Raw genomic sequence first — 15,493 nt, forward strand, 5'->3', positions numbered from 1 at the left:
CAAACTGATTTGCATTTGTTTGCCGAGAGGATTGTTTTCAGGGAATTAAAGCAGGCCTAAAATCTCAATGTCCAGCTCAACAGTTGAATCAGCTGAAACAGAAACATCGTTTAAAAGTAAGCCGCCTATTTTACTATTTGCGTTGAGGATTCCTTTAAATGAAAATTTATTCTCATCCGTTGTCTTTTCAAAAGAGACGACATGAACTTCATAGTCACCTTCTTCAACAAACGAGAGTTTATATACTCCGCCATTCCCTACTTTAGAACTGGTAACTGCTTTGGCAAACAATACGTTGCTTTCACCACTACCCGAACTTTCGGCGGATGTTTCAAATTCTCCCTTGTTATAAATGAATACGTAGGTTTGATTTTCGGCATTAAACGAATCCACCTTTCCCGAAACCTCGCCACATTCATCTTCATTGACCACTCTCAGCGAGTTTTTAAGTTCTGCGGTAGTTACAAATTTGTATTCGCTTTCACCTGAACTTTCAGGAATCCGAACCACAGCCTTCCGCAAATCGAAATCAATAACCAAAGATGTTTCCATCCCCGACTCTACCACAAATTCTTTTGAAACAGTGACCTCACTTTCTGTACTTGTTTCGGCGAAAAGATTGTGCTTTGTGCCGTCTTCAGTAAGAACATAACAACCCGGCGATTCACCCGACGCATCGTTTTCATGATCCAAAACCAGGGTAACAGAGTTGTATGTATTGGCAGCAACTTCTTCATTATCTACCAGTAATTTGGCATTCCCATTCTGGTAGGCCGAAACCTCTATTGTTTGACTTGTAAAGCCTTCCACCGATTTCCCGTCAATTTTAATATCCGACACTGTAACAAACGTTCCCTGAATATTCATATCGTCTGAAGGGGCATCTGTTATTTTAACTGAGAGCATTCCTTTTTCTTTGCCGTCTAAATCGTCTTTAGAACATTGAACAAAAAGAACCGCTGAAAACAAGATGATTACAACAACAAAAAAATTCTTCCTTTTCATCATTTTTCCAATTTAGGGTTAAAAACTATTTACTTATTAAAAAGTATTTGGGAGTTAACAATTTAATAGTTGGTATTAAGAAATTTACTTTTCCTGTATTTAAAAGTTGCGGGGGCCTCTCAAAACAAGCACCACGGCCCCCTGACTTTATTATTTAACTTCTATCACAGCGTATTTTGTTAATTTCCAGAATTCATTCGGGTCTTCAATTTCAAGGTAGGCAACCAGATTATCCTGATATACTAAACGATAGGAACTGTCGGAATGCTCCGAAAGAACTTCCGCTTTTTTAGTGTAGAGCGGAATAGTTTGAGTACTTCTGATATCAAGTTCGGTAAAGTAGTCTTCATTAAAATTTTCTTTCAGGGTTTTATTGGCACCCAGAATACCAAGAATACCTCCCTCGCGGGTAATCACACCGTGTTCTTTCAATTCCTTAAATGTACCGAACGTCCAGTAAGCCTTGTTCAGTTCGTGATCCATTTGTTTAATTTTTTCGGATGATCGCACAATGGAATCGTTCATTACATTCAGTGAATCATTCATCACGTTCAAATCATTCTCCAGGCGATCTACCCGGACATCCATTTCTGCAATATGCAAATCACGCTCTTGCAACTCTCTTTGAAGCTGAACAACTACCTCATTTTGCTCCTTCAACTCCGTTGAAAGTTTGGCAATTCTGTTTCTGAACGATTTAATTTCAACATTAGAAGAAGACAGCTTTTTATTCAACTCTTCAATTTTCTTTTCACTTTCTTCCAGCATCGTGTTCATCAGGGCAATGTCTTCAATAATACTTGCCTGTTTATCGAGATTGCCTTCACTTTGCTCAAGTTCCAGCTGCCCCCGTTTTTCCTTAATAAACGTAAGGTTTTGTTCGATTTCGCTCAACGTACCGTCGAGTTCATTAATAACAGAATCTCTTGTTTCAATCAGCGAACTTAAATTGGTTTTCTCCATGTGAAGATCGCTAATTTTTGCATCCTTGTTTAAGATGATAATGAAACCGGTAATGACAATAAGTAAAATAATTGCCCCGGTTACAATATTTCTCAGGATTGATTTTTCCCACTTTTTAGAACTTTTTGTTTCTTCAAAATCCTTTTTCATGGCTCATTCCTCCCAAAATTAATTTAACATTCATTTCTCCAACATTTCCGTGGATATTTCAATCGGGGTGCCAAAATTCAATCTGACCAATATACCAGTAATAATCAGCCCATTACAAAAGAACAAAGCCTGCACAAGCTTTATCTATTTGATAATTCACTATCAAAATGATAAGAAAGAGTGTGTGTTTGAAAAAGGAATGATTTTATTCCGCTTTTTTCATCATCCGGTAAACAGTAGCTACTCCTATCCCGAGTTTTTCCGCTACCTGGGAAGCATTGTTCCCGTATTTATCAAGATAACTTTTTACAATTCGCATATTGTATTCCCTGAGTGTCATTTCCTGATCGGTAATTTCAGGCAAAAGGGCCTGGTTTTCAAGGATAATATTTTCGCTGCTGATTTCGTCGTTATCAGCAAGGGTGATTGCCAGTTCCATCACCGATTTCAACTCCCGTACATTCCCCGGGAAGCTGTACAACAGCAACTTATCTACTGCTGACTTAGACAATGTTTTATGAGGCAGTTCATTTTCCCCACAAAATTCACCGATAAAATGTTTCGCCAGAGAAATAATGTCGTTTCCCCTTTCACGCAGGGGCGGGAGTTCAATGTGCAACCCGTAAAGGCGATAATAAAGATCTTGCCTGAACTCTTTTTTCAAAACGAGCTCCTGAAGATTTTGATGCGTGGCAACAACAATACGGCAATCTGTTTTTACCGGATTGTTACTTCCTATCCGCACAATTTCTTTCTCCTGAAGAGCCCGAAGTATTTTAGCCTGGAGCGCTATATCCATTTCTGCTATTTCATCAAGAAAAAGAGTTCCCCCGTTGGCTTCTTCAAATTTACCAATGCGTCTTGCATTGGCTCCGGTAAAAGCCCCCTTCTCAAATCCGAAAAGTTCGCTTTCTATTAAATCGCGTGGGATGGCTGCCACATTCACTGCCACAAAAGGTTTGTCGGAACGCGACGAATTGTAATGAATAGCTTTGGCTACCAACTCTTTTCCTGTTCCTGTTTCCCCGGTAATAGTAACGGTAATCCCTGTTCGGGTAGCTTTTTCTATAAGATTGAATATTTTTTTTGTTGCCGGACTGCTCCCTACAATGGTTTTTTGGTAGCTGTACTTTTTCTTCACCTCGCTGCGCAACGAAATAACCTCCCGTTTTAAACGCACCCCTTTCCTGATATTCTGGACGGTGTTCAGCAGGCGTTCGCGTATGTCGTCCGATTTTACAATGTAATCGTAAGCTCCGAACTTAAGCAACTCCACAACTACTTCAATTTCACTTTGCTCTGAAATCAAAATAACCTGAATATCCTCATTCTCCGCCTTAATCTTTTTCAGCATCTCAAGGCCTTTTATATCAGGAAGGCGGTAATCAAGCGTAATTACATCGGGCGATTTGTACAGGCTGTTGAGACAATCTTTGCCGGTGGTAAACGATTCTATATCGTAATCAGGATTCAGGGAAAGGTTATGAACCAAAAGCCTGTTGTACCACTCATCGTCTTCAACTACAAATATTCTGAAAGGTTTCTCGTCCATTTTTTCCGGTTTAAAATCAAGCCTGTTTTGCTTTTTTAATTACAGGGGGAAGTTAAATATTTTTTTTCAGCGAAAGAAAACGCCAAACCCGGTTTATGTGGCATTGTGTGTATCCAAATAATGTTTCAGTGATGCCACCACCTCATCTGTTTCTTTCTTCACGGAACGGTACAGTTCTTCGATTATTTCAGGGTTTGGTGAATTTTGCGGTTCAGTTTCCAGTCTTTTCAATTTTTCATAGAGCCCAAAAGCATGAAGGTGCTTACTCGGTGCCGCCATTTTGTGTGCGGCTTCAGAAACAGCCTCCCAGTTTCTCTGCACAACAGCATCTTGAATATTATTCAGGCCGTCTTTCGAAGTTTTAATAAAAAGCAGGATCATTTCCCTTAAAAAAACAGGATCTCCGTTAGCAATCCGTTCCAAATCATCAGGCTTTATTTTCTGGCTGACTTGCTTGTTCTCTTCGGAATGAGAAATATTCAGGAAAGGCGACACAGCATCAAACAGCTCTTTTTCGGAAAACGGCTTCATTAAAAAACCAGACATCCCGACTTCTAAACATGCCTGCTGATCTACCTTCCGGTCGGAAGCTGTTACGGCGATTATTTTTGATGTTGGTTTTTCAGCCAGAATTTCTTTAGCTGCGTCAATCCCGGTCTTTCGGGGCATCCGCATATCCATGAGTATTACATCGAAATGGTTAGACAAAGCCACTGAAATGGCCTCTTCCCCATCCGTTGCCTCCCCGTATTTTGTCCCCCATTTTTTCAAAATGTTTATCAAAACAAACCGGTTAAACTCATCATCATCGGCAATCAATACCGAACACCTACGGAAATGCTCCGGAATATCCGGTGTTGCAAACTCACGATGCTCGATTTTTCCGGCATCGCCCAGGGGATAAGGTATAGAAACAAACATGGTAGTTCCCTTTCCGGTTTTGCTTTCAACCGAAATGTGTCCCCCCTGCATTTCAACCAGCTTTTTTACAATGGCAAGCCCCAAACCGGTCCCGCTGTATTTTTTGCCTCCTTCATTTTCAGCCTGAACAAATTCATCGAAAATGATTTCAAGATTTTTTTCCGAAATGCCGATTCCTGAATCCTGTACCTGAAAATGCAATAGAACTTTATTGCCGGTACTATTCTCGGTCTTTACGCTAAGCACAACTTCACCTTTTTCGGTAAACTTAATGGCGTTGCCCACCAGGTTAATCAGGATCTGTTTCAACCGTAACGGATCCCCTTCCAGCGCCTCAGGCAATGAGTTCGCCTGGAAATAATGCAGCGAAATCCCCTTTTTTCGTGCTTCAATGCCCTGAATGCTGGCCACTTCTTCAAAAACCGCCAGGGGAGAAAAATGAATGGAATCGAAAGACAATTTTTTTGCCTGAATCTTAGAGAAGTCGAGGGTATCGTTAATAATTGATTTCAAATGACTTGCCGAATGAGATAAAATGGTTATTTGCTTTTTTACCTGATCATCAGAGACCTGCTGGTGCAATTGCTCTGATAAGCTAAATATTGCGTTAACCGGAGTGCGCATTTCATGGCTCACATTGGCTGCAAACTGTTCTTTTGCATGAGCCAGTTTCTCCGCTTCCTGCTTCGCCCTTTTTAATGCTTGCTGGTAAATCCTCGATTTTTTCTGATAATTAAACAAGAGAAAAATGACAGCCAGCAATAGCACTACAGCAGCTGCCGAAAACATGGCCAGATACTTATATGTCATTTGCGCCAAATGGTGGGCTTCCATGGTTTTCGAAATACGTTTCTCCATTTCAAAGTTTTCGCCCCACAGTATCAACCGGTTCAGTTCTTTCCCAATTTCCCCGTTTCGTTCAATCAGCTTCGACTCAAGAATATTAATTCGGGTATCTTTCTCTTTTATAGTGGACTCAATGTTTTGAATTTCGTTTTTTAGTTCTGCCCTTTCAATGTTCTTCTCAACAATTGTTGTATCAATAACTACTTTCTTCCGTCCAAAAATACCTTTCAAAAAACCCTTCTCGCGGGTTTGGGTTTCAGTAATAACCGTGTCCGCTTCCTCTCCTTCCAGTTTAGAGTATATTTCCGTAAAAACAGGTTCCATTCCCTGTACTGAATTATGCAGTTTCAGCACTTCCTGCCAGATTCCCAGTTTTTCAACGGATAAAACATAAAAGGAATCCACAAGCGACTGGTACTCTGGCGACGTATTTTTTTTAAGGCTTTCCAGTTTTTTTGCTACGGCCTCGCTCGCTTCCCGGTGCGGTGTCAGGTTTTTTTTGTTATCGGTTAAAACATACAACCGCACTGCATTTTCCACAGTGGCCAGGTCAGCAGCAATATCCTTTATCAAAAACAACTGGTAATCGGGACTGGCCTGCTGCTGGGCGGAAGTAACAATTTGAGAAAGGCTTTTATAAGCAAGATAACCTGTTGCAACTACTGCAGATGCAATTACAACAGCCAAAAGAGTAATCTGGAATTCAATTCTAAACTTTGCCATCGAGTCAGTGATTTACAATTTGTTATAAGCCAAACCAGTCGTTTTGCTATTTTTAAACGTAAACTGACTTTTTTTGTTGAGTAAGAAAAGCAGGTGTTTCCTGTTTTTTATTTTTCTTTTGCAAGATCGATACCCATTCTCTGTCCCTTGTAAGTGGCCTTTGAGAAGGATTTCAGCACTTGTTTTTCGTAACGTCGATCCACTTCAAAAAACGAAAAGTTTTTCATCACTTCGATGTTCCCGATTTCCACACTTTCATTTGGAAAATGCTGGTTAATCAAATCGATAATCTTCCGTTTGTTGATCCCATTTTTCTTTCCCAATGTAAAAAAGAAACGCGAAAATTTATATCCTCCCTCTTTCCTCTCACTCCGGCCATTCCGCCCTTTTGCGCCGCGTTTCTTCCTTCTACCGGGCTCGTAATCCTGTTCTCCGGGGCGTGATTCGTCCACATTAATATCCGGGGCGTTTTCGTAATATTTCAGGAAACGGTTAAACTCTATAGAAACGAAACGTTTTATGAGTTCCTCGCGTTCGAGCCAGGCCAGCTTCTTGTAAATTACCGGCATAAAAGGTTCAATCTCGGTTTCATTCACCTCAATTTTTTCCATTTTATCAATCAGACTGAAAAGCTGCTTTTCACAGATTTCCTTTCCCGATGGAACAGCTTTCAGCATGAAGGATTTATTCACTTTCTTTTCAACCTGGCGTAGTTTGCCCTTTTCGCGCAAATGAATAAGTGTTACGGAAATCCCCCTTTTACCTGCCCTTCCGGTTCGCCCGCTCCGGTGAATATATACTTCAGGATCATCGGGAAGGTTATAATTAATTACATGCGTCAGGTCGTTTACGTCTAGGCCGCGGGCAGCCACATCGGTTGCCACCAGCATTTGCAGGTGTTTACTTCGGAAACGGGCCATTACATGGTCACGCTGGGCCTGGGAGAGATCTCCGTGGAGTGCATCGGCATTATAGCCGTCTTGCATTAGTTTGTCGGCCACATCTTTGGTTTCAGACCGGGTACGGCAAAAAATAATCCCATAAATACTGGGGTTCAGATCGGCTACCCGTTTCAGGGCAATGTAACGATCTTTAGCGTGAACAAGATAGTAGTGATGTTCCACATTTTCAGCGCCGGTATTCTTTTTCCCTACTGAAATTTCCTGAGGGTTTGTCATATAGCGGTTGGCGATGGAAACAATTTCCCTGGGCATAGTGGCTGAAAAAAGCAGGGTTTGCTTTTCCGCCGGCGAAGTAGCCAGAATAGCATCCAGGTCATCTTTAAAACCCATTGAAAGCATTTCGTCAGCTTCATCAAGCACCAGCCATCGTATTTTATCTACTTTTAATTTTTTACGCTTAATTAAATCGAGGGTACGGCCGGGTGTTCCCACAACGATAGAAGCTCCCCGTTCCAGTTGGTTAATTTGCTTTTTTATATCGGCGCCGCCATAAACCACAGCGATACTAATTTTTTGGCTGAACTTTGAAAAATTAGTCAGGTCGCCGGCAATTTGTAAAGCCAGTTCCCTTGTGGGGCTTAAAATTAAAGCCTGCGGATGTTTTTGGGAGGTGTCAATTTGCTGAATAACTGGCAGGCCAAATGCGGCTGTTTTTCCGGTACCGGTTTGTGCCAGCGCCACCATATCGTTTTTGCTTTCCAATAAAAATGGAATGGTTTTTTCCTGAATGGGTGTGGGTGTTTCAAACCCCAATGCTTCAATTGCCTGTTGAATTTCGGCACTGAGGCTCATCTCATTGAATAATGTCATGTAATTATGTCTAAAATTTGCAGGCGCAAAGGTAACCTTTTAAAATGTATTTCAGGGTTTTAGGAGAAAATGTTGCAGGGATTAACAAATTAATAATTCATCGTAAATTTTTTTATCATATCAAATCTCTACTGTTTTTGTATAATTTTTTCCATACAAATCAACCCAAATCCTTTACATTTGTTTCATTATAAATTCAAGTTAAGTTGAATTCTATGAAATTTAGCAAGCCATTGAAAACAGCAATTTATATTCGATTCTTTCTGGTGCTGGGAATGGCAGGAATTTTTTCTGTAAAGCTGTGGTCACAGGAAGCGGATACCATTGTTCCAATCAATAGAGACACCAAAAAAATTTTACGAAAAATAGACGTGCGGGAACTTACCCGTCAGGGGTTTAACTTTTGGTACGATGATTTTTCAGGTCATTGGGCTGGTGTTGATTTTGGCTTTAATCTATTTGTCAACCCGGATTATTCAGGATACGACTCCGAATTTATGGACAACGACATTTTCCGCTCAAATTCTACCTACCTCAACCTTATTCAACAAAGCATCGGGTTGCAACGCAACCGAAATACCATCGGGCTGGTAACAGGTTTGGGACTGCACCTCCAAAGCTACCGGATGGAGCAAAACACAACCATCCAAAGACTGGGAAACGGACGAATTGAGCCCCAGTCCCTGTTTTTTGAGCAAAACCAAAAATCGAAATTATCCATAGTTTCCCTAACCATACCCCTACTGACTGAATTTCAAATTCCTGTAAACCACTACACAAACAGGATTTACGTGTCAGGAGGCATTGTGGGAGGAGTCCGGTTAAGCAGTCACACCAAAGTAAAATACCGTGTGCAAGGCAAAAAGGAAAAGTTAAAAACGCCTGGTCACTACTCCCTTCAGGACTTTAAATACGGGTTGATGGTGCGGGCAGGTTATCGCTGGATAAATTTATTTGCCACCTACGAGTTGACTCCCCTTTTCAAAAAAGACAAAGGCCCCGAATTAACACCGGTAACTATCGGAATAACAGTAATAAAATTTTGAAATACAATAGTATGAGACCTTACATTTTAGAAGAAACCAATTGGAAACAGGTAAAAAACCAACCATACGATGTAGCTATCCTCCCCTGGGGGGCTACTGAACCACACAACTACCACCTGCCTTTTGGCACCGATTCGTTGGAAACATCACGGATTGCTGCTGATGCCGCCGGAAAAGCATGGAAAAAAGGAGCCAAAGTGATGGTATTGCCTACCATTCCATTAGGCGTACAAAACCCGGGGCAAATTGAAATGCCTTTCTGCTTGCACACCCTTCCATCTACCCAAATAGCCATTCTGAAAGATATCGTCAGGGCGCTGTATAATCAGGGAATTCGCAAATTAGTGGTTATGAATGGCCACGGCGGCAACGAATTTAAACCACATATACGTGAGGTAATGCCACAATTCCCGGGTATGTTTATTGCCGTAACCGAATGGTTTAAACAGGTTCCCTTATCCGATTATTTTGAAGAAGAAGGAGACCATGCCAATGAAATGGAGACCAGTGTAATTATGCATTATTTCCCCGAACTGGTATTACCTTTGGAAGAAGCCGGTAGCGGGAAAGCCAATAAATTCAAGCTGAAAGGACTGAACGACAAGGTCGGCTGGACCCCTCGTCGCTGGGATAAAGTGACCGATGATACGGGAATAGGGGATCCCCAAAAGGCAACACCCGAAAAAGGACAAAAATTTCTGGAGGCAGTGACTTCAAAAATTGGAGATTTCCTGGTTGAACTGGCAGAATGTGATCTGGATGACCTTTACGAGTAGCTTATCCTTTCCAACAGTTTTATTTTAAAAGAATTTTTCGCGGATGTAGCTCCTGCCAAAAAAATCCATGTCAAAACCAAGGGTAACTTCGTAGGTGCCATATTGATAAGGAAATATTTCGTTGTAGGTAAGATCCATTGCAAAACCCAATCGCAGGTTGTTGTCCATAATCCATTGCGAGACAAAACTTATGGCATTTCCGGAACGGTTCATTAACCCAAGCCATAGTTTTTCACGCAGCATAAAGTTCACACCGATGTCATACTGGATAGGCAACCCACGGTTATAAGTTATCATCATGGTTGGTTTGAAAATCAGGTAATTGAACTGAATAAACCGGAATACATAACCAGCTGTAAGGTACACCGTTTGAATCTGGGCTTCGATGTTATAATTATTGATATTTGCTTTAAGGTCGTTCCTCAGCATCTTCGGTATGGAGAGCCCAATGTAATAATGTTCTTCATAAAGAAATCCGCCAATACCAAAATTGGGCAGAAATTTCAAATCTACATCTTCTGCATAAGCTTCGTCATACTTGCCATCAGGATAAAGCTGATATAATGTAAGCGGATTTTTATAGTTCAGAAAACCAAATTTTAACCCCAGGCGCAACCGGGCCTGAGGGGTAATGGCAACTTCGTAAGCATAATCGCCAAAAACACCCAGTTTGTTTTCCAGGCCGTAATGATCGTTGGTTACATTCAGTCCCACCCCTACTTTTTCATTATTTGTGGGGGAGTGAAAAGAAAAAACCTGTGTGAGCGGGGAGCGGTTGATGCCGGCCCATTGTTTTCGCACAAGCGTGGAAAATCCGATCTTCTCCCACATACCGGCATAAGCCGGATTAATGGGCTGCATATTGAACATATACTGGGTAAGAACAGGCTCTGCCTGCCCATGTGATTCGCCGGGAAACAAAGGGAACAAGAGGATTGCCGAAGCCAAACATTTTATCCAGTTTTTCATGCTCTCGGAACAAAATTCCAACTGGGAAAACTACAAATTTATCTCGACATAAACAATATGCCACACAACCTGCTGTAAAACAGATTTTTAAAAAGGGAAACTATGGCTAAATTTTCTTCTCTAAAGGGTATATGGCTGCTTTTTCCCCTTCATGCGATAAAAGGATCAAGCCAAAAGCCGCATTACTGCTGAAAACTACAGGAACCATTTCGCACAGATAAAATTTTCTGAATCTGGAGTTTAGCACTGCCTCATTTAAAAAAATCCATAAAACTCTTTTTATATTCCGATAAAGAGTGTTACTTTTGTAGCGCTACGTGGAAAGATTTGAGATTGATTGCAACCACAGAAAAAGAATGCTAAAACAGTCGCTTTTTTTTACTATTTCAATCCGATACATCCCGCAGCCTAAAAATTTTTGTTAAACACGCTGAACAAATTTCGGCTAAAATTTTGGGATTATGAGTTATTTATTTACGAGTGAATCAGTTTCAGAAGGTCATCCAGACAAAGTTTCCGATCAAATTTCAGATGCACTTTTGGATGAGTTCCTGGCGTTCGACCTTGAGTCGAAAGTTGCCATTGAAACATTGGTAACCACAGGACAGGTGGTGGTTGCCGGCGAAGTCAAATCAAAAACATATGTAGATGTACAGGAAGTTACCCGCCGTGTTATCAACCAAATTGGGTACACCAAAGGAGCCTACCGCTTCGAGGGTGATTCGTGCGGTGTACTGGTAGCTATTCACGAACAAAGCCCTGACATTAACCGGGGGGTTGATAAAGGGGATAAAAATGAACAGGGAGCCGGCGACCAGGGAATGATGTTTGGGTATGCCTGCAAGGACACCGACAACTACATGCCTTTGCCCCTGGAACTTTCTCATCTGATTTTAAAAGAATTATCAGCCATTCGTCGGGAAGAAAAAGAGATGACCTATTTGCGTCCCGACTCCAAATCGCAGGTAACCATCGAGTATTCAGATGACAACCTCCCGCAAAAAGTGCATACCATTGTTGTTTCCACTCAGCACGACGAGTTTGACGACGACGAGCCTATGCTGGCAAAAATCAGGGAAGATGTAATCAACATCCTGATTCCCCGTGTAAAGGCAAAACTTCCTGAGCGGGTGCAGCAACTTTTTGGAGACGACATCATTTACCATGTGAATCCTACCGGAAAATTTGTGATCGGCGGTCCTCATGGCGACACCGGCCTCACAGGAAGAAAAATTATTGTAGACACTTACGGAGGACGTGGAGCGCACGGCGGTGGTGCATTCTCGGGAAAAGACCCATCGAAAGTGGACCGGTCCGCGGCATACGCTTCCAGGCACATTGCTAAAAACCTGGTTGCTGCCGGAGTAGCTGACGAAATACTGGTGCAACTGGCTTACGCCATCGGAGTTGCACAGCCCGTAGGTATTTTTGTGAATACTTACGGAAGAAAAAATGTACCTTCCTCTGATGGTGAAATTGCTCAGAAAGTAAAAGACATTTTCGACCTCCGCCCTGCAGCCATTGAAGAACGACTAAAACTGCGAAATCCAATCTACTCAGAAACTGCTGCTTATGGTCATATGGGTAGAAAACCAGCTACGGTATCAAAGGTATTTGAATCGCCCTACCAGGGAAAGACGGAACTGGAAGTGGAACTTTTCACATGGGAAAAACTAGATTTTGTAGATAAGATCAAGGAAGCTTTTGGGATTTAATTCCTGAAAAGCAAGACTACATTTATGAGAGGTGTTTCAAAAACAACATTTGATTCACCTCTTTTTTTGTATTTTTTGAAGACTTTTTGTAACCTCTTAAGGCTTCCAACGAATAAATTAACGGAAACAATGTTCAATTAAAACACGAGAATCATGGAAGATAAACTGGTTACAATTGTGGTTTTACCCTATTCCAAAGCGCAAATACTTAAAATGCGGCTTGAGGAACAGGATATTGAATGCGATCTGGAAGACATCAACCTGATGGAAGATGCCGCTACTTCAGTGAAAGTAAAAATCTTGGAGAAAGATATTCGACATGCCGTTCCCATCCTGGAAGAGTTTTTGGGAAAAAAGCCCGAATTACAAAAAAAACATAAGGAGAAGGATGACCATATACTCGTACCCGTTGATTTTTCGCCGGTTTCCTATAAAACCTGCAAACTGGCATTCAACATTGCCAGCCACCAGCAGGTAAAGCTGGTTTTTATACACTGTTATGTCAACCCTATTGTCCATTCAGTCCCGTATGCCGATGTTTACGTATATGATTCTACGCTGCTGGAGCGGATGGACAATGCGGAAAAGAATGCCAACGACAACTTCAAAAAGTTTATCCGGAAACTTTCTACCGAAATAGGCAAAGAGAAATGGAAAATGGTGAAAAGTGAGTTTATCATCAAACCCGGTTATGCCGATGAAGATATACTTGCGTATGCCCATGAAAACAATTCACGCCTTATTGTGATGGGAACGGGCGGTGATTCAGGCACGATTGTAGGCAGTGTTACAGCCGATGTTATTTATAATGCAAAAGTTCCGGTTCTGGTGATTCCTGAAGAATCTCCCGAAAAAGAAATTCAGGAATTTAAACGCATACTTTACGCGACCAACTTCGATGAAAAAGATTTTGCCGTAATTGACAAGCTGGTGGGACTGCTGAAACCTTTTGACGCCAAGGTATATTGTGTCCACATGGGAAAAGAGGACAGTTCCGACTGGGACAAAGCCCGACTGGAGGGAATGAAAGAAGTATTAAAAAGCAGGTATACGGAAAAGGATTTTGACTGCCGGCTTATTGTTGGAAAAGATTTCCTGGAAACTTTTGATACATTTATTGAAAAGGAAAATATCGATATTATTTCACTGACTACCCACAAACGGAATATGATATCAAGGCTGTTCAATCCCAGTGTGGCTCGGAAAATGGTTTTTCACAGTCGCACCCCATTACTGATTTTTCATGCCTGAATATTTCTCATATCCTGTTTTAAAAAGGCAGCCGTTTGCTGAATCGATTTCGTTACCGGGAGGTATTGAAAATTTGCATTCTGAGAAATTTTGTTCCCGTCAAATCGACTCACAGAGTTGGCAGCAGCAGCAGTTTCGCGGGAAAGGGATGAAAAGTTTTTGTTTATCAATCCGAATACTGAAACAGCACACCGGGCAAAACGGAGCATCAGGTTCGAAGCAAAATATTTCGGATGGGGTTTGTTCAGGGCGTAAGCTATTTGATTGAAAAGATTCTGGTAACTCCAATCTTCCGCACTTAAAAGGTAACGCTGGTTTTTTAAGGTCTCGAAATTTGCATTGTCCATTAACAGAACCATAGCTTTTACAACGTCGTTTACATCCACGTACCCGGTAACTCCTTTAGTATAAAACCACAGACCATCCCAAACTGTTTTAAACAATTGTGAACTTCCTGTATTCCAGTCTCCAGGTCCCAAAACGATAGAAGGGTTCACGATTATAGCATCCATCCCCTCCTCTATTCCACGCCAGACTTCTGTTTCAGAAAAAAACTTACTTTCAGAATAACCTGAAACTTTTTTGGAAGGTACCCAGTTGGTCTGTTCGTCGGTTGGGATTCCGTTCAAATTACGTCCCAGGGCAGCCACCGAGCTTACATGACAAAACTTTTTAACCCCGTTAACCAATGCGGCATTAACCAGGTTAGCCGTTCCATCTACATTATTTTGAATCATTTGTTTGCGCTCACTGCTACGAAATGAAACGATAGCCGCACAATGATACACTTCCTCTATTCCGACCAATAATTTTTCAAGGCCGAAATAATCGAGTATATCACCGTCAACCCATTCAATGCAGGCGAAAAGTTCTTCCGGCTTTTCAGTGTAATACGAAAAAGTTTTTAGCACCTGTTGCACATTACTTTTCTTTCGTTTTAACGCCTTCACCTTTTCCCCTTCAGAAACCAGTTTATACAACAAATGCGATCCAATTAACCCTGTTCCGCCAGTAACAAAAATCATAACTGAAATTTTCGGTTAAAGATAAAAAATTTAGGGCCTTTCACTTTTTGAATTTCTTTTAAACAAGAGAACCATTAAATTTACATATTAAAAAAGATGCATAATGGATGTAGAAAAGTTGTTACGTTTTGAAACAAAGGAGGAAGCCAACGAAAGGAGGAGAGAGGAAACACTGGAGCGTGATCCGCACGAACGGCTGATGTTTTTCCTGGAGTTGGTTCAGGAAATGCAGTTTTTTCAAACGTCAACTCCGCACCCGAACAGGCTTAAGAACAATTTTATTATTGAATGACTATCAACTGTTCCATGGCGTAACCGCCTTCGCCCCAAACTCTTTGGCCGATATTTTTTCAATGTGTACCTTCAGTATGCCCACATTTTTTACAGCCGGCGGGTTGAATTTAAATTTGCGATCGCTGTATTGAGCCATGAGCAAATGGAGGCACCTCTCCTTTTCGTCGTAGTCGTCCACAAATTCCACCGAACCCTCCACCAGCACCGATTTTGATTTTACCCGGTAGCTACAGCCTACGCGCACATCCTGCCAGGCCAGTTCTTCACCCAGCGTCCAGTTGATACAGACTTTCGGGTTTTGATGCAGCGTTTCCCACATCCGGCCGCTTTGGTCAGAATGAAGGATAACCACATCGTCCTCCAACGCAAAATTCATGGGTAAAACATACGGCACATTATTCTCCGACATCGCCACATAGCATGTTTTACAGGATTGTACAATTTCTTCTATTTCCGTTCTGTTTTCAATTATCAGTGTCCGCATC

The 15,493-nt window shown here is 41.5% G+C and carries 13 protein-coding genes; 5 read left to right on the plus strand and 8 right to left on the minus strand.

Annotated features, from left to right (window positions below; genetic code table 11):
• Positions 1 to 45 precede the first annotated feature (45 nt).
• From D1164_RS13770 to D1164_RS13790, 5 genes are all read right to left on the minus strand, one after another.
• Positions 46 to 1,008 (minus strand): DUF4382 domain-containing protein, encoded by a 963-nt coding sequence (locus D1164_RS13770; protein WP_119350573.1) that lies wholly within the window; start codon positions 1,006 to 1,008, stop codon positions 46 to 48.
• Positions 1,009 to 1,155: 147 nt separating this feature from the next.
• A complete protein-coding gene (locus D1164_RS13775; RefSeq protein ID WP_119350574.1) occupies positions 1,156 to 2,118 on the minus strand; it encodes a Cbp1 family collagen-binding glycoprotein adhesin in 963 nt (320 codons plus the stop codon).
• Positions 2,119 to 2,323: 205 nt separating this feature from the next.
• Positions 2,324 to 3,670: a sigma-54-dependent transcriptional regulator gene (locus D1164_RS13780; protein WP_119350575.1), complete on the minus strand. Its 1,347-nt coding sequence runs from the start codon at positions 3,668 to 3,670 to the stop codon at positions 2,324 to 2,326.
• A 93-nt stretch (positions 3,671 to 3,763) separates the two neighbouring features.
• Complete coding sequence (locus D1164_RS13785) at positions 3,764 to 6,160, minus strand: response regulator (RefSeq protein WP_119350576.1); 2,397 nt, start codon at positions 6,158 to 6,160, stop codon at positions 3,764 to 3,766.
• A gap of 107 nt (positions 6,161 to 6,267) precedes the next feature.
• Positions 6,268 to 7,932, minus strand: a complete 1,665-nt coding sequence (locus D1164_RS13790) for a DEAD/DEAH box helicase (RefSeq protein WP_119350577.1) — start codon at positions 7,930 to 7,932, stop codon at positions 6,268 to 6,270.
• A gap of 233 nt (positions 7,933 to 8,165) precedes the next feature.
• Between D1164_RS13790 and D1164_RS13795 the strand changes: the two genes are divergently transcribed.
• Entirely contained in the window at positions 8,166 to 8,978 is an 813-nt protein-coding gene (locus D1164_RS13795; RefSeq protein ID WP_172594461.1) for an outer membrane beta-barrel protein, read from the plus strand.
• Between the two features lie 11 nt (positions 8,979 to 8,989).
• Positions 8,990 to 9,754 carry a creatininase family protein gene (locus D1164_RS13800; protein ID WP_119350579.1) on the plus strand — a complete coding sequence of 255 codons (765 nt, stop codon included), beginning with the start codon at positions 8,990 to 8,992 and terminating at the stop codon, positions 9,752 to 9,754.
• Positions 9,755 to 9,778: 24 nt separating this feature from the next.
• On the opposite strand, the gene D1164_RS13805 is transcribed toward D1164_RS13800, so the two are convergent.
• Complete coding sequence (locus D1164_RS13805) at positions 9,779 to 10,723, minus strand: PorP/SprF family type IX secretion system membrane protein (protein ID WP_119350580.1); 945 nt, start codon at positions 10,721 to 10,723, stop codon at positions 9,779 to 9,781.
• Between the two features lie 461 nt (positions 10,724 to 11,184).
• On the opposite strand from D1164_RS13805, the gene metK reads away from it, so the two are divergent.
• Together metK and D1164_RS13815 are read left to right on the plus strand one after the other, a co-directional pair.
• Positions 11,185 to 12,438 (plus strand): methionine adenosyltransferase, encoded by a 1,254-nt coding sequence (metK, locus tag D1164_RS13810; protein WP_119350581.1) that lies wholly within the window; start codon positions 11,185 to 11,187, stop codon positions 12,436 to 12,438.
• A 153-nt stretch (positions 12,439 to 12,591) separates the two neighbouring features.
• Positions 12,592 to 13,689, plus strand: coding sequence for a universal stress protein (locus D1164_RS13815; RefSeq protein ID WP_119350582.1), 1,098 nt, complete (start codon positions 12,592 to 12,594; stop codon positions 13,687 to 13,689).
• Here D1164_RS13815 and D1164_RS13820 read toward each other — a convergent pair.
• On the minus strand, positions 13,680 to 14,714 hold the full coding sequence (locus tag D1164_RS13820; RefSeq protein ID WP_119350583.1) for an NAD-dependent epimerase/dehydratase family protein: 1,035 nt from the start codon (positions 14,712 to 14,714) through the stop codon (positions 13,680 to 13,682). The genes D1164_RS13815 and D1164_RS13820 overlap by 10 nt on opposite strands.
• Positions 14,715 to 14,817: 103 nt before the next feature.
• On the opposite strand from D1164_RS13820, the gene D1164_RS13825 reads away from it, so the two are divergent.
• The gene (locus D1164_RS13825; protein WP_119350584.1) at positions 14,818 to 15,006 is read left to right on the plus strand and encodes a hypothetical protein; all 189 of its coding nucleotides are present in this window, start codon (positions 14,818 to 14,820) and stop codon (positions 15,004 to 15,006) included.
• A gap of 3 nt (positions 15,007 to 15,009) precedes the next feature.
• On the opposite strand, the gene D1164_RS13830 is transcribed toward D1164_RS13825, so the two are convergent.
• A complete protein-coding gene (locus tag D1164_RS13830) occupies positions 15,010 to 15,492 on the minus strand; it encodes a pyridoxamine 5'-phosphate oxidase family protein (protein ID WP_119350585.1) in 483 nt (160 codons plus the stop codon).
• Between the last annotated feature and the right edge of the window lies 1 nt (position 15,493).

Source organism: Mariniphaga sediminis, assembly GCF_003573545.1.
GTDB classification, from domain to species: domain Bacteria; phylum Bacteroidota; class Bacteroidia; order Bacteroidales; family Prolixibacteraceae; genus Mariniphaga; species Mariniphaga sediminis.